At 63.1% G+C, this 19,255-nt stretch carries 19 protein-coding genes; 9 read left to right on the forward strand and 10 right to left on the reverse strand.

What is annotated here, in order from left to right; translation table 11 throughout:
- Positions 1–11 precede the first annotated feature (11 nt).
- A complete protein-coding gene (locus LB559_RS03575) occupies positions 12–638 on the reverse strand; it encodes a TetR/AcrR family transcriptional regulator (RefSeq protein ID WP_224673039.1) in 627 nt (208 codons plus the stop codon).
- A 149-nt stretch (positions 639–787) separates the two neighbouring features.
- Here LB559_RS03575 and LB559_RS03580 point away from each other — a divergent pair, with 149 nt between their 5' ends.
- On the forward strand, positions 788–1,573 hold the full coding sequence (locus tag LB559_RS03580; RefSeq protein ID WP_224673040.1) for an NIPSNAP family protein: 786 nt from the start codon (positions 788–790) through the stop codon (positions 1,571–1,573).
- Between the two features lie 83 nt (positions 1,574–1,656).
- Here LB559_RS03580 and LB559_RS03585 read toward each other — a convergent pair whose 3' ends face one another.
- On the reverse strand, positions 1,657–2,481 hold the full coding sequence (locus LB559_RS03585) for an alpha/beta fold hydrolase (protein ID WP_224673041.1): 825 nt from the start codon (positions 2,479–2,481) through the stop codon (positions 1,657–1,659).
- Positions 2,478–3,416, reverse strand: a complete 939-nt coding sequence (gene choX, locus LB559_RS03590) for a choline ABC transporter substrate-binding protein (RefSeq protein ID WP_224673042.1) — start codon at positions 3,414–3,416, stop codon at positions 2,478–2,480. The genes LB559_RS03585 and choX overlap by 4 nt, the downstream gene beginning before the upstream one ends.
- A gap of 81 nt (positions 3,417–3,497) precedes the next feature.
- On the opposite strand from choX, the gene betI reads away from it, so the two are divergent.
- Complete coding sequence (gene betI, locus LB559_RS03595; RefSeq protein ID WP_027163323.1) at positions 3,498–4,136, forward strand: choline-responsive transcriptional repressor BetI; 639 nt, start codon at positions 3,498–3,500, stop codon at positions 4,134–4,136.
- Between the two features lie 123 nt (positions 4,137–4,259).
- Positions 4,260–5,018 carry an SDR family NAD(P)-dependent oxidoreductase gene (locus tag LB559_RS03600; protein ID WP_027163324.1) on the forward strand — a complete coding sequence of 253 codons (759 nt, stop codon included), beginning with the start codon at positions 4,260–4,262 and terminating at the stop codon, positions 5,016–5,018.
- Here the strand turns inward: LB559_RS03600 and LB559_RS03605 are convergent.
- A complete protein-coding gene (locus tag LB559_RS03605; protein ID WP_224673043.1) occupies positions 5,003–6,019 on the reverse strand; it encodes a LysR family transcriptional regulator in 1,017 nt (338 codons plus the stop codon). The genes LB559_RS03600 and LB559_RS03605 overlap by 16 nt on opposite strands.
- 88 nt (positions 6,020–6,107) lie before the next feature.
- On the opposite strand from LB559_RS03605, the gene LB559_RS03610 reads away from it, so the two are divergent.
- The 4 genes from LB559_RS03610 to LB559_RS03625 all read left to right on the forward strand — a co-directional run bounded on the left by LB559_RS03610 (position 6,108) and on the right by LB559_RS03625 (position 9,360).
- Entirely contained in the window at positions 6,108–6,587 is a 480-nt protein-coding gene (locus tag LB559_RS03610) for a cupin domain-containing protein (protein ID WP_027163326.1), read from the forward strand.
- A 158-nt stretch (positions 6,588–6,745) separates the two neighbouring features.
- Complete coding sequence (gene fumC / locus LB559_RS03615; protein WP_024505710.1) at positions 6,746–8,143, forward strand: class II fumarate hydratase; 1,398 nt, start codon at positions 6,746–6,748, stop codon at positions 8,141–8,143.
- A 235-nt stretch (positions 8,144–8,378) separates the two neighbouring features.
- Complete coding sequence (locus LB559_RS03620; RefSeq protein WP_127367736.1) at positions 8,379–8,798, forward strand: DoxX family protein; 420 nt, start codon at positions 8,379–8,381, stop codon at positions 8,796–8,798.
- Positions 8,799–8,955: 157 nt separating this feature from the next.
- Positions 8,956–9,360: a DoxX family protein gene (locus LB559_RS03625; protein WP_013532414.1), complete on the forward strand. Its 405-nt coding sequence runs from the start codon at positions 8,956–8,958 to the stop codon at positions 9,358–9,360.
- 284 nt (positions 9,361–9,644) lie between these two features.
- On the opposite strand, the gene ppx is transcribed toward LB559_RS03625, so the two are convergent.
- The gene (ppx, locus tag LB559_RS03630; RefSeq protein WP_013532415.1) at positions 9,645–11,180 is read right to left on the reverse strand and encodes an exopolyphosphatase; all 1,536 of its coding nucleotides are present in this window, start codon (positions 11,178–11,180) and stop codon (positions 9,645–9,647) included.
- On the reverse strand, positions 11,180–13,381 hold the full coding sequence (locus tag LB559_RS03635; protein ID WP_024505006.1) for an RNA degradosome polyphosphate kinase: 2,202 nt from the start codon (positions 13,379–13,381) through the stop codon (positions 11,180–11,182). Before LB559_RS03635 ends, ppx begins: the two co-directional genes overlap by 1 nt.
- A gap of 211 nt (positions 13,382–13,592) precedes the next feature.
- On the opposite strand from LB559_RS03635, the gene LB559_RS03640 reads away from it, so the two are divergent.
- Positions 13,593–13,838 (forward strand): zinc-finger domain-containing protein, encoded by a 246-nt coding sequence (locus LB559_RS03640; RefSeq protein WP_013532417.1) that lies wholly within the window; start codon positions 13,593–13,595, stop codon positions 13,836–13,838.
- A 19-nt stretch (positions 13,839–13,857) separates the two neighbouring features.
- The gene (locus tag LB559_RS03645) at positions 13,858–15,099 is read left to right on the forward strand and encodes an FAD-dependent monooxygenase (RefSeq protein WP_224673044.1); all 1,242 of its coding nucleotides are present in this window, start codon (positions 13,858–13,860) and stop codon (positions 15,097–15,099) included.
- 74 nt (positions 15,100–15,173) lie between these two features.
- Here the strand turns inward: LB559_RS03645 and LB559_RS03650 are convergent, their stop codons facing one another.
- From LB559_RS03650 to LB559_RS03665, 4 genes are all read right to left on the reverse strand, one after another.
- Positions 15,174–15,842: a TIGR02117 family protein gene (locus LB559_RS03650; RefSeq protein ID WP_224673045.1), complete on the reverse strand. Its 669-nt coding sequence runs from the start codon at positions 15,840–15,842 to the stop codon at positions 15,174–15,176.
- 111 nt (positions 15,843–15,953) lie between these two features.
- The gene (locus tag LB559_RS03655; protein WP_031213892.1) at positions 15,954–16,703 is read right to left on the reverse strand and encodes an amino acid ABC transporter ATP-binding protein; all 750 of its coding nucleotides are present in this window, start codon (positions 16,701–16,703) and stop codon (positions 15,954–15,956) included.
- A 138-nt stretch (positions 16,704–16,841) separates the two neighbouring features.
- Entirely contained in the window at positions 16,842–17,999 is a 1,158-nt protein-coding gene (locus tag LB559_RS03660; protein WP_013532421.1) for an amino acid ABC transporter permease, read from the reverse strand.
- A 9-nt stretch (positions 18,000–18,008) separates the two neighbouring features.
- Complete coding sequence (locus tag LB559_RS03665; protein WP_063171823.1) at positions 18,009–19,196, reverse strand: amino acid ABC transporter permease; 1,188 nt, start codon at positions 19,194–19,196, stop codon at positions 18,009–18,011.
- Between the last annotated feature and the right edge of the window lie 59 nt (positions 19,197–19,255).

Raw genomic sequence — 19,255 nt, forward strand, 5'->3', positions numbered from 1 at the left:
AGCACGGCGAGTCAAGGGGTTCCCGGCCGTGGCAGTATCCTGTTGCGTCGCCTGGCTGCCAATGCGCCCTGCGATGGCGACGGCGCGCTGCGCTCCAGCCCCGCCAGGCAATCCCGCAGCACACCGGCATCCTGCGTGGCCTTGGCCATCGACATCGCTCCGGAATAGGCGGCGACCGCCAGCGCGGCGAAGCGTTCGGGGTCCGTGCCCTCGTCCTTGCCCACCTGCTGGTCGGCACGCAGCTTGGCGGAAATCGCCCGCCGCCACCCGGCAAAGATCCCGGCAAGGGCAATGCGGAAATCCGGGTCGGCAAGCGACAATTCGTGCGCCAGATTGTTGAGCGGACAGCCGCGCACGAAACCCTGCTGCTCCAGTTCCGCCGCCACGGCCTCGAACACCGCGCGCACGCCTTCGCGGGCCGACGCCGCCGCCAGCACCGGCGCGATCCATGTCTCTTCGACCGCTGCCGCCACACGCTCGTCGATCACCGCCAGCGCGAGCGCCTTCTTGGTCGGGAAATGGTGATGCAGCGCACCGCCGCTGACACCCGCCGCCGCCATCAGGTCGCCGATGCTGGAGGCGTGATAGCCGCGCGCCTGGAACGCGTCCTCGGCGACATCGAGCACTTTCTTGCGCATGCCTTCAGGGTCGTTGATGCGTTTTCCCGGGCGCGGTTTTGGTTGAGCGATCATCTCTGCTGACATTGCCGGACATTAGCATATTGACAAAACAGGACAACCGGTCTGTTTTACAAACAGGACAATCACCCTGTTTTAGAGAATGCCGGATGAACCTGCCCCAGAACGTCGCGACGAAACCCTCAGCGCTCGCCTCGCCTATCGTCGAGCTGCGGCAATACACGCTGAAGCCAGGCCGGCGCGACACGCTCATCGACATCTTCGACGGCAGATTGATCGAGGGCCAGGAGGACACCGGAATGACCATCATCGGCCAGTTCCGGGACCTCGATCGGCCTGACATGTTCGTCTGGATGCGCGGCTTCGACAGCATGGATGCGCGGAAAAATGCTCTTGCCGCTTTCTATGGCGGGCCGGTCTGGGCGGCGCACCGCGATGCGGCCAACGCGACGATGATCGATTCCGACGATGTGCTGCTGCTCAAGCCGGCGTGGCCGGGCGCCGGCTTCGACCTCGCGGGGGCGCAGCGGCCAAGCCTGGCCGGCGACGAAAAGCCCATTCTAAACAGGCCGCTGACCGGCATCGTTGTCATTGAGATTCATCATTTGCAGCCCGGCACGGAGGCAGATTTCACCACCCGCTTCGAGATTGAGACGGCGTGCCTGATGACAGCCGACGCACGCCTGCTCGCCGCGTTCGTGACCGAGCCTGCCGAAAACAGTTTTCCGCGCCTGCCGGTACGGGCTGACGAAAACGTCTTCATCAGCGTCATGGGTTTTGCCAGCACTGAAGCGCATGCCCGCCACAAGGCCGCGCTTGCCGCCTCGCCGGCATGGCAGGATTTTTGGCGGGCCGCGCAACCCGGCCTGACCAAACCCACGGAGACTTTGCGGCTGTCGCCGACATCGCAATCGCTGGTCGGGATCTATTCCTAAAGCGCGTCGACGCGCTTTAGGAATAGATCCTTTTTTGTGCATGTCATTCTCCCAAAACCGGGGCCACTTTTGGCAGACATGCATCAGACTTCAAATGCCTCGACGATGGTCTTGGCGACGAGGGCCGGATCTTCCCAATGCGGGTTGTGGCCACAGCTCTCGGCCCGGACGAAGACGGCTCCGGCAAGAGCGGATTGCAACGCCTGCTGGTGCGCCTCGCCGAACAGCGGGTCGCAGGCGCCGGCGATGATCAGCGTCCGGGCCTGCACGGCCCGCGCCGCATCGCTCAGATCGGCGCGGCGGATTTCCTCGAGAATCGCGCGCCAGCGCGGCGCCGGCAATGCCGACGCGTCTCTCGCCAAGCCGGCGAGAAAGGCCGCTGGCACGTCGGGACTGCAGGCATGCCACCAGGCGTAGAACGGATCGGCCGGCGATATCGGGTCGCGCAGCGCCTCGACGCCCGCGACCAGCGAATGATCCGGCGCGAAATCGGGCTTCAACGTGCCGGCCAGGACCACCAGCCCGCCGATCAGCTCCCTGTGTCGCCCTGCCAATGCGATGGCCACCATGGCGCCCAGCGAATGGCCGACGACGAGCGGCCGGTCGAGCCGCAAACTCTGGATCAACCCGGCAATATCGTCAGCGAAATCGGCTATGCCGCAGCCCTTGCCCGCTTGCGAGGAACCGTGGCCACGCAGATCCGGCATGATCAGCCGGCGGCCGGCCAGATAGGGCGCCAGAAGCGAAAAGCTGCGGCTGGTGTCGGTGAAGCCGTGCACCAACAGCAGTGCCGGCTCGGCGCCCGATATCTCGGCATAGGCGATGTCGAGATCGCCGACAGTGACGAATTGCTTGCGGCCGGCCCAGGCGTCCTGGTCCGCGCAGGCATTCAGCACCGCCGCCCTCACAGGCCGAGCTTTTCCTTGACCGCGGCAAGGCCGGGTTGGCCGTCGAAGGTGGTGACGCCGGCGAGCCAGGCATCGAGACGGCTCTTGTTGGCCGTGATTGCCTTCAGCGCACCGTCCTCCGGCTTCATGCCGTCATTGATCAGATAACCCATGCCGACATTCTCGAAATCGATGTCGAAGGCGAGGTTTTTCAAGAACTGTGCGACGTTCGGGCATTGCTGCAGATAGCCCTTGCGCACCTGCGTCGTCACCGTCGCGGCGCCGAAATTCGGGCCGAAGAATTTGTCGCCGCCGGTCAGATATTTGAAGTCGTACATCGTGTTCATCGGGTGCGGCGCCCAGCCCTGGAAGACGATGAACTGCTTCTCCTTGATCTCGTAGCCGACCTCGGAAAGCATGCCGGCTTCGCTCGATTCGACCACCTGCCAGCCTTCCAGGCCAAAGGCGGGATCGGCGATAGCGTCCATCATCAACTGGTTTGAACCGGGCTCGATGCCGTACATTTTCTTGCCGAATTTGTCGGCGAATTTGTGCAGGTCGGAAATGTCCTTGACGCCGGCTTCCCAGACATAGGTCGGCACGGCGAATGTGTATTTGGCGCCTACGAGATTGACGCGCACATTCTCGACCGAGCCGTCCTTCTTGTAGGGCTCGTAATAGGTGACCATGGCCGGGTCCCAGTAGCCGAGGAACAGGTCGAGGTCCCTGTTTTTCATGCCCTCATAGATGACATTGATGCCGAGCACCTGGCTTTGCGACTGATAGCCGAGCGCCTCCAACAAGACGTTGGCGACCCCTGTGGTGAAGGCAAGGTCGTTCCAGCCGGGTTCGGCCATGCGGACCGTCTTGCACTCTTCGGCCTCGGCCGCCTGGGCCGCATGAGTGGCCAACATGAGGCCGGCAAGGCAGACGCCATTTGCAAGGATGCGCAACATTTCGGTTCTCCTCGTCCGTAAAATTGACCAGTTGGTCTTTTTATTGTCCCATGGGTCAATTCTTGATCTGAACAGACGAAGATGTCAACGTGGATTCGAAGTGCATGGACCGATCCCGTGAAACTCAAGCGTCTCAGTGAGATCCGCCGCAAGGAATTGCGGCAGGCGGCCTTCGCGGTGCTGGAGCGCGAGGGCATTGCCGGCGCGACACTGGAAAAGGTGGCGGCGCAGGCTGGTGCCTCCAAGGGCATCGTGCTGCACTATTTCCGCAACAAGCAGGAATTGTTCGAGCACGCGATGCGTGAGGCAAACGCCGTCCTGTGCCAGGCGGTGATCGCGCGGCTTCGCCGGGCGCAGACACCGATGGAGCGCATGAATGCGGTGATCGAGGGCAATTTCGAGGAGCATCTGTTCCAGCCGCCTCTCTGCCATGCCTGGCTGTCGCTCTGCGCCGAGGTGCCGCGCGACGAGAAGATGGCCCGTATCCAGAGGGTGATCCATGCGCGCATGCGCTCGAACCTGTTGTCGGGCCTGCGCGGCCTCGCCTCGCCCGGAGATGCCGACGACATCGCGCTTGGCGTCACCGCGCTGATCGACGGGCTTTGGTTGCGGCTCGGCCTGCAGCCGGGCAGCGTGTCGCGCGAACAGGCTGTCCGCCAGGTCAAGAATTATGTCGCGGGACGGCTGGCTTTGGGGGAGCTTGCGACCGCCGGCGCTTAAACCAGCCTCGGCCGGCCTGCCGGGTGGCAGCGGTCGAAGTTCATACCGTGGGATAGGCTGACGGCTTGACCTTGGCCGCCACTATACGGTGCTCTCGACGACGCAGAAATCTCGGAGCATCCGATGAGACTTCACAACAAGCGCGCGCTGGTCACCGGCGGGTCGGACGGTATCGGCCTGGCGATCGCCGAGGCCTTTTCGCGCGAGGGCGCGGACGTCCTGATCGTCGGCCGTGACACCAAGAAGCTCGACGCCGCCCATAAGCACCTCGGCGGCACCATCGAGACGCTGTCGGCCGATCTTGCCACATCGGCCGGCATTGCGGCCGTCGTCGAGCACGTCAAAAAATCCGGCAGGCCGCTCGATATTCTCGTCAACAATGCCGGGGTGGCTTTCCTGGTGCCGTTCGAGACCGTCAGCGAGGCGCAGTTCCAACAATCCTTCGCGCTCAATGTGACGGCGGTGTTCTTCCTCACGCAGGGTCTGCTGCCGCATCTGGCGGCCGGCGCGTCGGTGATCAACATCTCGTCCTATTTCGCCAACAAGATGATCCCGAAGCGGCCCTCGAGCCTCTATTCCCTGTCAAAGGGCGCGTTGAACTCGCTGACCAAATCGCTGGCCTTCGAACTCGGCCCGCGCAGCATCCGCGTCAACGCCATCGCGCCCGGCACTGTCGACACCGCCATGCGACGCAAGACCGTCGACAATTTGCCGGCCGAGGCAAAGGCCGAGCTGAAAGCCTATGTCGAGCGCAGCTATCCGCTTGGCAGAATCGGCCGCCCCGACGATCTGGCGGGCATCGCAGTGTACCTCGCTAGCGACGAGGCGGCCTGGACCAGCGGCGGGGTCTTCTCCGTCGACGGTGGTTATACCGCGGGCTGATCCGTCCGGGCGCCACGCCAAGCGCCGACATTTTCAGCGACGCCACTTTCTACAAATCCAAGTACGCCTACCGCCTCCAGGACCTGATCGCGAACCCAGCGATGGGGTGGCTCGTCGTCGTGGCGCGCGTGCCAGTACATCCTGATTTCCGGAACAGCAATGGGAAGCGGCGGTTCAAAGATGACGAGCGGCAGGGTCTCGGCCGCCCAAACCGCGAACTGCCTGGGCACCGCCGACAGGTGGTTTCCATTTGCCACGGCTAATGCGACAGCCTGAAAGTGCGGCAGGGTCAGGCTTACACGGCGCGTCCGCCCGATCTTGCGGAGCGCCTCGTCGGTGGAGCCCGACATCGAGCCGTCGATAGAACGAAGAATATGGGGCAGTTCGCAGAAGAGGTCGATCGGCAGAGTCTTGCCTTCCATGATTCCCGCCTGCCTGATCGCAGCGTTGTCCTGCGCGGCGATGATGGCGAATGGTGAATGGAACAGAGGCGTGCTTGAGACCCAGTCGGAGACCTCCAGCGGACGCTCGAGCGCTACGTCGATTTCATCGTCCTGGAGCAGCCGCGAGACATCGCCGCGCGCGCTATCGAGAAACCTTAGCGACGCGCGCGGCGCGGCGCCAGCGATGCGTGCCGCCAGCGCTGGCATCAGCATCATCGAAAAGAAATCCGCCCCCATGAACGTGAAGGTTCGCTCCAGTTCCGCCGGATCGAACGCCTTGGCCGAATGGAAGACGCGTTCGATCTCGCGAAGCGCCACGCGCAACGGCTCGGCCATGCTCTCGGCGCGCGGTGTCGGCATCATGTCATTGCCCCGTCGCACGAACAGCTGGTCGTTGAGGAGATGTCGCAAGCGATTGAGCGCAGCGCTGACGGCAGGTTGGCTGAGGCCGATCTGCTCGCCGGCACGCGTAACGCTTCTCTCCCGCAGAAGGGCGTCGAACACCTTGATGAGATTGAGGTCGAGCGCGTTCAAATTCATCGCATCAATTCGCCCCATACGATCATTCGATTTCCGTTGTCGGCGTATCCCTGGCTAGATCGTCATCGGCCCAGCAGGCACAGGCAACAGAAGGATCAGACACGCCATGACAATGACCCCCGGCACGATCACAGGCAAGGAACTCTTCTGGTTCAACAACACGCTCGTCGCGATCCACGTCTCGTCGATGGCAGGAGAGGACGGCACCTGCGTCGTCGAGCATCACATGCCCTATGGCGACTCGCCGCCGCTGCATGTGCATCGCAGGGAAGACGAAGTGTTTCACATCCTGGAGGGGAGATTGCGCTTTCAGATCGACGGCCACGAACGCATTGCGGACGCCGGCGAAACCGTCATCGCACCGAAAGGCCTGCCGCACACCTACCGGGTCGAATCCCCGGAAGGTGCGCGCGCCCTCACCATCACGCGCGGTTCGGATTTTGAGACGATGCTGCGTCAGGCGAGCCGTCCCGCCGAACAGCCCGAACTGCCGCCGCTGATGGAACCAACACCGGAAATCATCGCGGCACTGGTGCAGCTTTGCGCAAAAAACGGCATCGACATTGTCGGTCCGCCGCTGGGGTGAGAGGCCGAAACTGCGCAGTCCTTCCCTTCTCCCCTTTGTGGGAGAAGGAGAGACGCGCCGCGCCTTCAACCGATTTGCATCCTCGCCGCCCGCATTCTCCGCTTGAAGCCGTTTGTGCAACGCGATACGCCGTTGCCGACTTCGACAAGGAGAGACCCGTGACCGCTGCAAAGACCAGAACCGAAACCGACACGTTCGGTCCCATCGAAGTCGCCGCCGACCGGTATTGGGGCGCGCAGGCGCAGCGTTCGCTCGGCAATTTCAAGATCGGCTGGGAAAAGCAGCCGGCGTCGATCGTGCGCGCATTGGGCATCGTCAAGCGGGCGGCGGCCGAAGCCAACATGGAGCTCAAGCGGCTCGATCCGGCGATCGGCAAGACGATTGTCGAGGCAGCGCAAGAGGTCATCGACGGCAAGCTCGATGAGCATTTCCCGCTGGTGGTCTGGCAGACCGGTTCGGGCACCCAGTCCAACATGAACGCCAATGAGGTGATCTCCAACCGGGCGATTGAGATGCTGGGCGGTGTCATGGGCTCCAAGAAGCCGGTGCATCCCAACGATCACGTCAATATGAGCCAATCGTCGAACGACACCTATCCGACAGCCATGCACATCGCCTGCGCCGAACGTATCGTGCACGATCTGTTGCCGGCACTGAAGCACCTGCACAAGGCACTCGCCGCCAAGAGCAGAGAGTTCAATCACATCATCAAGATCGGCCGCACGCACACGCAGGATGCCACCCCCCTTACGCTTGGCCAGGAATTTTCGGGCTATGCCGCGCAGGTCGCTTCGTCGATCAAGCGCATCGAGCTGACGTTGCCCGGCTTGCAGGAACTGGCGCAGGGCGGCACCGCCGTCGGCACCGGCCTCAACGCGCCGGTCGGCTTCGCCGAAAGGGTCGCGGATCGCATCGCCTCCATCACCGGCATCGCCTTCGTCACCGCGCCGAACAAGTTCGAGGCGCTGGCGGCCCATGATTCCATGGTGTTTTCGCACGGCGCCATCAACGCGGCGGCCGCCGCGCTATTCAAGATCGCCAACGACATCCGCTTCCTCGGCTCAGGCCCGCGCTCGGGCCTTGGCGAACTGTCGCTGCCGGAAAACGAACCGGGCTCGTCGATCATGCCGGGCAAGGTCAACCCGACCCAGTGCGAGGCGCTGACGCAGGTCTGCGTACAGGTGTTCGGCAACAATGCGGCGCTCACCTTCGCCGGCAGCCAGGGTCATTTCGAGCTCAATGTCTACAATCCGCTGATGGCCTACAACTTCCTGCAGTCGGTGCAGTTGCTCTGCGACGCGTCGGTCTCCTTCACCGACAATTGCGTCGTCGGCATCGAGGCCCGCGAAGACAACATCAAGGCGGCACTCGACCGCTCGCTGATGCTGGTGACGGCGCTGGCGCCGACCATCGGCTACGACAATGCCGCCAAGATCGCCAAGACCGCGCACAAGAAGGGCACCACTTTGCGCGAGGAAGCGCTCGCCACCGGGCTGGTCAGCGAAGCCGATTACGACCGGCTGGTGCGGCCGGAGGATATGACGCATCCGGGGTAGGCAATTCCAGGAAAAGTGTCTGCGGTTTTCGGTCCGGAATTGCGTCAACCAAAAGCCCGGTATTTCGTGAGGGGAGAATTTACTCCCGTCACGACCTCACCCGAAGCGAATTTTGCGCAGGCCGCCCGATCACGGAAACGTAAGTACTGTGAACAATGTGTCGCCAGTCTGGTGGCTTTGGTGAACAGTCGGTTTGCTCTATCTCCCCGGCATCAACCCATCCCGGAGAGCCACCATGTCCACCAACATTTCAGTCGCCGGTTCCGGCGCATCCAATGCCTCGACCACCATCCTCCTCGGCCGCGTCCTGCTCGCGGTCATCTTCCTGCTTTCAGGTTTCGGCAAGCTCACCGCCATTAGCGGAACAGCGGGCTATTTCGGCAGCCTCGGCCTGCCCTTGCCGACCGTAACGGCCACCCTCGTCGGCCTGATCGAGCTTCTCGGCGGCCTCGCCATCCTCGTCGGCTTCAAGACCCGGATTGTCGCCTGGGTGCTGGCTGTCTTCACGGTCGCTACCGGTTTGGTCGCCCATACCGGTTGGGCCGACCAGATGCAGATGATCCAGTTTCTCAAGAACCTCGCCATTGCGGGCGGCTTCCTCGTGCTGGCTTCCTCGGGCGCCGGTGCCTATTCGATCGACGCCAAGCGCGGCTGAGCCAAGACCCGGCAATAGCCGAACAAGAAAGCGGCGCGGAATTTTCCGCGCCGCTTTTTCGTTGTTGGTGCATGACCGCCGATCTGTCGGCCGGAGTTTCTGATAGGATCGGGGCTATCGGGACGAGGCCGGCCGGCGGCCGACAACGGAGGTGAACATGCCCCGCAACGCGCTGCTCCTGCTCTCCCGGCTGCTGCTCGCCGCCCTGTTCGTGCCTTCCGGTTTCCATGCATTGAGCGACATCGCCGGCACCACAGGCTATTTCGCCGGCCTCGGCCTGCCGCTGCCGACACTTGCCGCCTGGGGCACGGGACTGTTCGAACTGATCGCCGGGCTGCTCATCCTGGTCGGTTTCCAGACCCGGATCATAGCGCTTCTGCTCGCTGCCTTCTGTATCGTCGCCGGCTTCATCGGCCATTATGGCCAGGGCGGCGGCGACGCGATGCTCGCCTTCCTGCACCAGCAGATGCTGATGAAGGACATTGCGATATCAGGTGGGTTTGTAGCGCTGGCGATGGCCGGCGCCGGCGCATGGTCGATCGACGGGCGCGGCGCGGTTTGATATTTTGCTTACACGCGCCCGAGCTGGTCGACCCCCACTCCGTCCCGGCTTTGCCGAGCCACCTCTCCCCCGATCGACGGGGTAGAGGAAGGGCGCGAGCCTATTGCCGCCAACGCTCTTCCAACGAGGCTCCCTTCCTTTCCCTCCGGATGGGGGAAAGGTGGCGCTGCAAAGCAGCGACGGATCGGGGAAGCCGGTCATCAAAGGCGAAGCCGCCGGCGAAGTACGACCGGCAGGTCTCCGCTTAAGTCAGATAAGACACGGGTCTGCTAGCAGCTAGCGCCTTATTTCACCGACATGCTGGGGCCACCCTCGACGGCCAGCACCAGCCGGCGGTTGGTGATCCTGGCCAGCTGCGCCAGGCGCCCGGCCGGCCGCTCGCCATAGAGATCGGCCAGCGATGCCGGCAAGACCAGCGCCAGCACGCCGTTGGCGCGCTGTTCCCATTTCAGCCTGGGCATGATGCCGGGCATCGACGCCGTCAGCAGGTAGACGACGCGCATCATCGCGGCGAGCACGCGGGCGCGCTCCAGATAACGCGGCGATGCCAGAGCCTTGATCTCGGGGGCGATGGCTTCGTTGAAGATGCCGTCGTGACGATAGGCGTTGGCCATCGCCAGGAAAGCACGGCCAGGATGGTCGACGCCGAAGAAGGACGCGTGCGCAATGATGTTGAGCGATTGCTTGCCGCGGTATTCGGGATGCGCGCGCCAGCCGATGTCGGCCAGCAATGCGGCCGCGTGGCGGTAGCGCGCCTCGTCCTCGGTCTCGTCGATGCCGAAGGCGGCAAAGGTCTTGGCGGTCCAGTCGACAAGTTCATGCGCATGGGTGACGGAGCGCGAGCGCAGGCGGGCGAGTTCCTCCGAGGCCGAAATCAGCGGATCGGCCTTCCGCTCGGCCTCGTCGAGCAGCGAATAGAGAAAGCCTTCGCGCACGCCAAGCGCCGAGACGATGATCTTCGACGGCTGCATCGCCGCCATGATCTCCTGCAGCACGATGGCGCCATAGGGCAGCAGCGAACGGCGGTTCTTCGAAACGCCTTCGATGCCCTTGACCTTCTCGATCTCGGCCTTGGCCACCTGCTTGAGGAAGTTCGCCGCGCTTTCGGCCGATATCTCGTAATGGTGCATGACGCCAAGCGGATAGTTGGTCATTTCCATGTGCAGCCGGGCAAGATTTCGCCAGGTGCCGCCGACGGCGTAGAAGGGCCTGCCCTGCCCGCCTTTCAACAGCTTGGCCTTCGCCAGTTCGTCACGCGCGATCCTGGCCGCCTGGGTCAGCGAGTTCTTCGCCATGTCCTGCAGGCGCAGGCCGCCCAGCGGCAGCGTGATGCCGTCGCCGATCGCCTCGCCGCTGACATCGACCAGTTCGAGGCTGCCGCCGCCCAGATCGCCGGCGATGCCATCGGCCGGATGGAAACCGGAAATGACGCCGAGCGCGGAATAGTACGCTTCCTGACGACCGCTGATCACTCGGATCTCGGTCTTCAGCACATCCTCGGCGCGGTGGATGAAATCGGGGCCGTTGACCGCCTCGCGGGCCGCCGCGGTCGCCAGCACATACATCTGCTCGGCGCCCGCCTGGTCGGAAAGCGCACGAAAGCGGCGGAACTCTTCCATCGAGCGCGTTACCGCCTCGGGGTCGAGCTTGCCCGTCGAAACGATGCCGCGGCCGAGACCGGCCAGCATCTTTTCGTTGAACAGCATGGTCGGCGAGCGCGCCAGCCCCTCATAGACGACGAGACGGATCGAGTTCGATCCGATGTCGATGATGGACAGCGGTCGGCGGTCCTGCAGCCGGCCCTGAGAATCAGACAGCATCAGCCGGACGCTGCAGCGTTCTTCTTGCGGCGCTTGAACTGCGCGATGCGCTTGGGCGCATGCGACTTCAGCGCGTCACCCCGTCCCGACAGGCTCGGATTGGTCATGAAATATTCCTGCGCGTTGAACGGTTCCTCGCCCTCCTCCAGCACGACGCGCCGGGAGGTTCCATCAGCCAATACGTCGAAACTTTGCTGATTGTCCATAATGTTGCCCAGCATGATCTGGCCAAGGATCTGTTCATGCACAGTTGGATTGGTGATCGGCACCATGGTTTCGACGCGGCGGTCGAGATTGCGCGGCATCAGGTCGGCCGAGGAGATGTAGACGATCGCCTCGTCCGACGGCAGGCCGTAACCATTGCCGAAACAATAGATGCGGCTGTGCTCGAGAAAACGGCCGACGATCGATTTTACGCGGATGTTTTCCGACAGGCCCGGAACCTGCGGCCGCAGGCAGCAGATGCCGCGCACGACAAGGTCGATCTCGACGCCGGCGCGGCTGGCATCGTAGAGCGCGTCGATGATGATCGGATCGACGAGGGCGTTCATCTTCATCCAGATGCGCGCCGGTTTGCCCTGCACCGCGTAGGCAATCTCGTCGGCAATGTGCTTGAGGATGCGGCTTCTCAGCGTGAACGGCGAGATCGCCAACCGCATTTCGTCCGTCGGCTCGGCATAGCCGGTGATGAAATTGAACAGCTGGGCGACATCGCGCGCAATCGTCGGATCTGTGGTGAAGAAGGACAGGTCGGTGTAGATGCGCGCGGTGACCGGATGGTAGTTGCCGGTGCCGAGGTGCACGTAGTTGCGCAGCTTGCCGTCCTCGCGCCGCACCACCAGCGACATTTTGGCATGCGTCTTCAGTTCGAGAAAGCCGAACACCACCTGCACGCCGGCCCGCTCCAGGTCGCGCGCCCAGCGGATGTTGGCTTCCTCGTCGAAACGCGCCTTGAGCTCGACCAGTGCGGTGACCGACTTGCCGGCCTCGGCCGCGTCGACCAGCGCGCGCACGATCGGGCTGTCGTTGGAGGTGCGGTAAAGCGTCTGCTTGATCGCCACCACTTCCGGATCGGCCATTGCCTGGCGCAGGAACTGCACCACCACATCGAAGGATTCGTAAGGGTGATGGACGACGATGTCCTTCTCGCGGATGGCGGCGAAACAATCGCCGCCATGTTCGCGGATGCGCTCGGGAAAACGCGGATTGTAGGGCGTGAATTTCAGGTCGTCGCGGGGAACGGCGACGATCTCGGAAATCTGGCTGAGCGCCAATGGACCGGTCAAGACGCTGATGCGGCTCGACGACACGCCAAGCTCGCCGGCGACGAAATCGCGCAATTCGCCAGGCATCAGCCTGTCGAATTCGATGCGGATCACCGATCCGCGCCGACGCCGCTTCAGCGCCGTTTCGAACAGGCGCACGAGGTCCTCGGACTCCTCCTCGACCTCGATATCGCTGTCACGGATGATGCGGAACGTGCCGGAGCCCTTGACCTCGTAGCCGGGGAAGAGCTTGCCGATATAGAGGCCGACAGCCTCTTCCAGCGGGATGAAGCGGACATGATGCTTGCGGTCCGGCAGACGGATGAAGCGCTTCAGCGCCACCGGCAGGCGCAGCAGCGCGCTCATCTCCTCGCCGTTCTTGCGATGGCGCAATTGCAGCGCCATCGAGAAGCCGAGATTGGGGATGAACGGGAACGGATGCGCCGGGTCGATCGACAGCGGGGTCAGCACCGGGAAAACCTGTTCCTGGAAATGGTCTTCCAGCCAGATTTTCTCGTCCTTGGTCAGCGCATCGCGGGTGATGCTCTCGATGCCTTCCTTGTTGAGCAGCACGGTGAGCGCCGAAAGGCTCTTCTGCTGGTCTTCCTGCAGCCGCTCGACCTCACGCAGCAGCTGTTCGAGCTGCTGTTCGGGGGTGCGGCCGTCCGGGCTCTTCAGCGTGATGCCCTCGCGCACCTGGCCGGCAAGACCGGCAACACGGACCATGAAGAACTCGTCGAGATTGGCGGCCGAAATCGACAGGAAGCGGACGCGCTCCAGCAGCGGGTGATTGAGGTTCAGCGATTCCTCGAGAACGCGCCGGTTGAACTGCAGCCAGGAAAACTCGCGGTTGACAAACCGGTCCGGGTTGCCGCCTTCCGGGCGAGCCACCTCGACATCCACGAATTCGTTCTGCACCGGCTTCAGTTCGTTCATGATTCCCGCTCTTCCACACCCGCTCAAGCCGGCTAGCCAGTCACTCTAGCGACCCATGGTCCCTCCCGGAAACCGAAATCGGTTTTCGGGCCATGGGTTAACCGGCTTAACTTATCCTCTGACAGGCTTTTGCGACAGTTTGATTTCATCGAACTTGCAAAGAGGCCTGATATGATCCAGATGCAGACGAGACTGCGTTAAGGAGACGACGATGGCAGGCGGTTCCATTCCCCATTTTCAGAACGATGCGGGCTATCCGGCAATCGACATCGGCGTGAAGGAATTCATGTGCACGGGCGCCAATCCGCCTTTCGACCACCCGCATGTGTTTCTGGACATGGGCGACGACAATGAAAAAGTCTGTCCCTATTGCTCGACGCTCTACCGCTATTCGCCGAAGCTGAAGGCGACGGAAACGCTGCCGGCCGGATGCATCTACATCGAACAGGCCGCCTGAGACTTTCGCGACCAGCCCGATGAACGACACGCGTTCCCGGCAAATTGTCGTCGCCGGGGCCGGTGTCGCCGGATTGACCGCAGCCCTTGCATTCGCCTCGCGCGGCTACGCGGTTCGGGTGTTCGAACAGGCGCAGCGCCTGGAAGCTGCCGGCGCCGGCATCCAGCTCTCTCCAAACGCGACGCGCATCCTTCGCCAGCTTGGCGTGCTCGACCGGCTGCTGCCGGCAGCGGTGCGGCCGCAAGCCGTGGTGTTGAAGAAGGCCGCGACCTTGCGCGAACTGGCGCGCGTGCCGCTGGGGCAAGCCGCCGAAACCCGCTGGCAAGCACCCTATCTCGTCGCGCACAGGGCCGATCTGCAGAGCGCATTGACCGCGCGCCTTGCCGAGGTGCCGGATATCCATCTCACCACCGGCGCGCGCATCGGCGACGTTGCCTCCGGCCCGCATGGCATCACGGCGACGGCCGAGATCGACGGCAAGACCATCGAGGCGGAGGGCTTCCTGCTGGTCGGGGCCGATGGCGTCTGGTCGTCGGTGCGCGCACTTGTCGACTCGGCCAAGGGGTCGGCTTCGCCAAGAAACCATTTCTCCGGCGAACTGGCCTGGCGCGCGACCATCGCAGCTGATAGCGCCGCGGGGCAGAGCTTTGCCGCCATCGGCGCCAGGGACTGCGTCACCACCTTCCTGCATCCCGGCTTCCATATGGTGGCCTATCCCGTCAGCAAGGGTGCGGCCTTCAATCTCGCGGCCTTCACCAGGGGCGACCGCATTGCCGAAGGCTGGTCCGGCAACGCCGACGCCGGGATCCTGACCCGAGCTCTTGCCGGCACCGCGGCAGAACTTGCCCGTCTGGTCGAGCAGGCCGGCCCGTGGACCGCGTGGCCGATCCACACTGTCGACCCGCAACAGCCCTGGACAACACCGAACGGCATGGCGCTGATCGGCGACGCCGCGCATGCGATGACCCCATTCGCGGCGCAAGGTGCGGCCATGGCGATCGAGGATGCAGCGACGCTTGCCGACGCCGTCTACGCCTCCCCCGCGACCCCGCTGGCCGCGCTTGCGATTTGGGAACAGTCACGGCGGCCGCGTGTCGCGCAGGTCGCCCGACGCGGCGCTGTCAACCGGCTGGCCTGGCATGCCGCAGGGCCGGTGGCGATTGCGCGCAACGTGTTCCTGAAAATGCGCTCGTCGGAAAAACTCGCGGCGGATTTGGACTGGCTCTATGGCTGGCGGGCACCGGAGGCTGACGAAAGCTGAAACCTGCGAAAGGTTGGCGGGACAGAGGGGGGTGTGAAGGAACACGACACTCGCCAATTCGCGGAATGCCCACGCTAGTTATACAGCCGCATCGATAGCCCGAGCGATACAGGCAGCGGGTTCCACCAGCCGGTGCGCAAGCCTGCGGTGCGCAGGGCGGCCGCCGTCCAGGTGTTGCAGCCGATCAGTGCGTTGAAATGGCCGTTGGCTTCGTAGAAGCCGTCGAACCTGGAATAGGCCGCGTCCGGAACGAGGATCGGGCCTTCCGGTCCGCGCTGGAAACTCGCATCGATGAAATCGAGCAACGCCGCGAACCGGTCCTCTGTGATGTCGAACCCCGCGATGTCAGGACGCGGTTCGAGGACGTCACCGGCGACATCGACATGCATGACCGACGCGTCGAGGGTCAGTGCCTTCATCACCGGTACCGCCTTCAGCTCGGACCATGTCGGCGTCTCCAGGTAGAAGGCGCGACCGCCCCAGCCGAAGACGATGTAGCGGACCTCCGGCCTGTCGGCCGGTATGCCGGCGTCGACCAGGAAGTGGAAACGCCGGCGCACGGCATCGTCGACCGGGATGGCGATATCGGTGTGGATCGGATTGTTCAGCACCAGGATGTGGCGCGTCGCGGCGGGCATGGCGGCGGCCGCCGGCCACAGCGGCCGCGGCACGAGGGTGCCCGTCGTCACGGCGAGAGCGACGACAATCAACAGAAGGCCTAGAAAACGTCCCAGTCTCTTCATGAAAGGCGGCTCTGCAAAAGCGCTCCAGCGCGACAGGAACGGTCGCCTGTTATGCCATACGCAAAAGAGCCCGGCAGTGTTTCAGCCGGGCTCCTCGCAAACATCGAAAGCCTAGTGCAGGATCTGCGACAGGAACAGCTTCGTGCGCTCATGGCGCGGGTGGTCGAAGAACTCGGCCGGCGTGTTCTGCTCGACGATCTGGCCCTGGTCCATGAAGATCACCCGGTTGGCGACCTTGCGGGCAAAACCCATCTCGTGGGTGACGCACAGCATGGTCATGCCTTCTTCGGCAAGGCCAACCATGGTCTCCAGCACTTCCTTGATCATCTCCGGATCGAGCGCCGAGGTCGGCTCGTCGAACAGCATGATGCGCGGGTTCATGCACAGCGAGCGGGCAATCGCCACACGCTGCTGCTGGCCGCCGGAAAGCTGGCCGGGATATTTGTTGGCCTGTTCCGGGATCTTGACGCGCTTGAGGAAATGCATGGCGATTTCCTCGGCCTGCTTCTTCGGCGTCTTGCGCACCCAGATCGGCGCCAGCGTGCAGTTCTCCAGGATGGTCAGATGCGGGAACAGGTTGAAGTGCTGGAACACCATGCCGACCTCGCGGCGCACCTCGTCGATCTTCTTGAGATCGTTGGTCAATTCCTTGCCGTCGACGATGATCTTGCCCTTCTGGTGCTCCTCCAGGCGGTTGATGCAGCGGATCATGGTCGATTTGCCGGAGCCGGAGGGGCCGCAGATGACGATGCGCTCGCCGCGCATCACTTTCAGGTTGATGTCCTTCAGCACATGGAACTCGCCATACCATTTGTGCATGGCGATGATGTCGATGGCGACATCGGTGGTCGAAATCTGCATCTTGGCGGCGTTGACCTTGATCTCTTCGGCGCTGACGGCATTTTCGGTGGCCATGAGAGGGATCCCCTTGTTCTTTTGTTGTTGGTAATGATGCCTGTCGTACCCCAAAACCGCTATACACTTTTGGGCGACATGCATTCAGCGTTTGTGGCCGGTGTCGAGCCGGCGTTCGGTGTACATTGAATAGCGCGACATGCCGAAGCAGAACAGCCAGAAGACGAAGGCCGCGAAGATCAGGCCAGACCTCGCCGTCTGCGCGGTTGCCCAGTTTGCATCGGAAAAATTCTGTTTGACGATGCCGAGCAGGTCGAACATCGAGATGATGATGACCAGGCTGGTATCCTTGAACATGCCGATGAAGGTGTTGACGATGCCCGGGATGACCAGTTTCAGCGCCTGCGGCATGACGATGAAATACATCTTCTGCCAATAGCCGAGACCGAGCGAATCGGCGCCTTCATACTGGCCCTTGGGGATCGCCTGCAGGCCGCCGCGCACCACTTCGGCCATATAGGCGGCGGCAAACAGCGACACGCCGATCAAAGCGCGCAGGAACTTGTCGAACGAAACGCCTTCCGGCAGGAACAGCGGCAGCATGACGCTGGCGAAGAACAGCACGGTGATCAGCGGGATGCCGCGCACCGTCTCGATGAAGACGACGCACAGCGTCTTGATGATCGGCATCTTGGAACGGCGGCCGAGCGCCAGCACGATGCCGAGCGGCAGCGACACGGCAATGCCGACGAAGGACAGGCTGAGCGTTACCAAGAGCCCGCCCCAAAGCGAGGTCTCGACATGCGGCAGGCCGAACATGCCGCCGACCAGCAGGACGAAGGCGACGATCGGCAGCACGAAGAACAGCAGAACCGCATTCAGCCCTTTGCGTGGCACCTTCGGCATCAGCATCGGCACCAGCAGCGCCACGAACAGGATGGCGACCAGGATCGGCCGCCAGCGCTCCTCGATGGGATAGCGGCCGAGCATGAACTGGCCGAACTTGGCATTGACGAAAGCCCAGCAGGCGCCGGTCCAGCCATCCGGCTGGATGCCGCCTTGCGCCACCGTGGCGCATACGGTCCGGTCCGGCCCCGTCCACACGGCGTTGATGAACGCCCAATTGATGATTTGCGGCAGGATCATCGCCACCAGGGCGATGCCGACGATTGTCAAAATGGTGTCGCCGGTAGACGCGATCAGGTTCTTGCGCACCCATGCGCCGAGGCCGGTGACGCTGGCGGGCGCCGGCTGCGCCAGCACCATTTCGGTGCGCACCCAGGACATATCATGTTCTTGCATGTCCTTACCTCACCTCTCCACCAGCGCCATCTTGGCGTTGAACCAGTTCATCACAAGCGAGGTCAGAAGGCTGATGGCGAGATAGATCACCATCATGATCACCACGCCTTCGACGGCCTGGCCGGTCTGGTTCAGCACTGTCCCGGCGGTCGCCGTCAGGTCCGGATAGCCGATGGCGATGGCCAGCGACGAGTTCTTGGTCAGGTTGAGATACTGGCTGGTCAGCGGCGGAATGACGATGCGCATGGCCTGCGGCACGACGACCAGCCGCAGGATCGATCCGGACCGCAATCCCAAGGCACCGGCGGCTTCCGTCTGGCCCGCGCTGACACCCCTGATGCCGGCACGCACGATCTCGGCGATGAAGGCGGCGGTATAGCAGGACAGCGCCAGATAAAGCGACAGAAACTCTGGCCGGACCTGAAAGCCGCCGGTCAGGTTGAAAGTCGACTGCTTGGGGTAGTCGAAGCTCAGGGGAAAGCCGCTCAGCGCATAGGCGAGCAGCGGCAGCCCGACGATCAGCGCCGCGGATGTCCAAAACACCGGAAATTGCTGGCCGGTCGCCATCTGCCGTTGCCGCGCCTTGCGCGCGACGAACCACGCCATGGCGATGCCGACGAGCAGGGCGACGAAGATCAGCCATGAACCGTCGCCCCACACGGCGCGTGGGAAATAGAAACCGCGCTGGTTGAGGAAGGAGCCGAACGGCAAATTGATGCTGTCGCGTGGCGCCGGCAGCACGGCCAGCACGCCGGAATACCAGAAGAAGATGACCAGCAGCGGCGGGATGTTGCGGAAGACCTCGACATAGACGGTGCAGATCTTCCTGATCAGCCAGTTCTTCGAGAGCCGGCCGATGCCGATGACGAAGCCGATGATTGTCGCGGTGATGATGCCGACGATAGCGACGATGACCGTGTTGAGGAGGCCGACCAGAATGGCGCGGCCATAGGTCGAATCCGACGAATAGGCGATCGCGCTCTCGCTGATATCGAAGCCGGCGCGGCCCTTGAGGAAGCCGAAGCCTGAAGCGATGCGCAACCGCGTCAGGTTGTCGATAACGTTGTGGGCAATCCACCAGACGCCCGCCACCAGCAGCACGACGACCAGCAGCTGGAAGAATATGCCCCGGATTTTCGGATCGTTGATGAAGGAACCGCGGCTGGGCTCCTCGCGAAGTACGTCCTGCGATGCCATTCGACCGTCCCCTGGAAAGAGAAACCGGGAGGCAGATGATCTGCCTCCCGGATCACATT

The sequence above is a fragment of the Mesorhizobium sp. BR1-1-3 genome (assembly GCF_020165455.1).
In the GTDB taxonomy this organism is placed as follows: domain Bacteria; phylum Pseudomonadota; class Alphaproteobacteria; order Rhizobiales; family Rhizobiaceae; genus Mesorhizobium; species Mesorhizobium ciceri.

Coding starts and splice junctions, on each gene's coding strand:
- LB559_RS03575 (WP_224673039.1), bottom strand. CDS start 638: ATGCGCAAGAAAGTGCTCGATGTCGCCGAGGACGCGTTCCAGGCGCGC.
- LB559_RS03580 (WP_224673040.1), top strand. CDS start 788: ATGAACCTGCCCCAGAACGTCGCGACGAAACCCTCAGCGCTCGCCTCG.
- choX (WP_224673042.1), bottom strand. CDS start 3,416: ATGTTGCGCATCCTTGCAAATGGCGTCTGCCTTGCCGGCCTCATGTTG.
- betI (WP_027163323.1), top strand. CDS start 3,498: ATGTCAACGTGGATTCGAAGTGCATGGACCGATCCCGTGAAACTCAAG.
- LB559_RS03600 (WP_027163324.1), top strand. CDS start 4,260: ATGAGACTTCACAACAAGCGCGCGCTGGTCACCGGCGGGTCGGACGGT.
- LB559_RS03605 (WP_224673043.1), bottom strand. CDS start 6,019: ATGGGGCGAATTGATGCGATGAATTTGAACGCGCTCGACCTCAATCTC.
- LB559_RS03610 (WP_027163326.1), top strand. CDS start 6,108: ATGACAATGACCCCCGGCACGATCACAGGCAAGGAACTCTTCTGGTTC.
- LB559_RS03620 (WP_127367736.1), top strand. CDS start 8,379: ATGTCCACCAACATTTCAGTCGCCGGTTCCGGCGCATCCAATGCCTCG.
- LB559_RS03625 (WP_013532414.1), top strand. CDS start 8,956: ATGCCCCGCAACGCGCTGCTCCTGCTCTCCCGGCTGCTGCTCGCCGCC.
- ppx (WP_013532415.1), bottom strand. CDS start 11,180: ATGCTGTCTGATTCTCAGGGCCGGCTGCAGGACCGCCGACCGCTGTCC.
- LB559_RS03635 (WP_024505006.1), bottom strand. CDS start 13,381: ATGAACGAACTGAAGCCGGTGCAGAACGAATTCGTGGATGTCGAGGTG.
- LB559_RS03640 (WP_013532417.1), top strand. CDS start 13,593: ATGGCAGGCGGTTCCATTCCCCATTTTCAGAACGATGCGGGCTATCCG.
- LB559_RS03645 (WP_224673044.1), top strand. CDS start 13,858: ATGAACGACACGCGTTCCCGGCAAATTGTCGTCGCCGGGGCCGGTGTC.
- LB559_RS03650 (WP_224673045.1), bottom strand. CDS start 15,842: ATGAAGAGACTGGGACGTTTTCTAGGCCTTCTGTTGATTGTCGTCGCT.
- LB559_RS03655 (WP_031213892.1), bottom strand. CDS start 16,703: ATGCAGATTTCGACCACCGATGTCGCCATCGACATCATCGCCATGCAC.
- LB559_RS03660 (WP_013532421.1), bottom strand. CDS start 17,999: ATGCAAGAACATGATATGTCCTGGGTGCGCACCGAAATGGTGCTGGCG.
- LB559_RS03665 (WP_063171823.1), bottom strand. CDS start 19,196: ATGGCATCGCAGGACGTACTTCGCGAGGAGCCCAGCCGCGGTTCCTTC.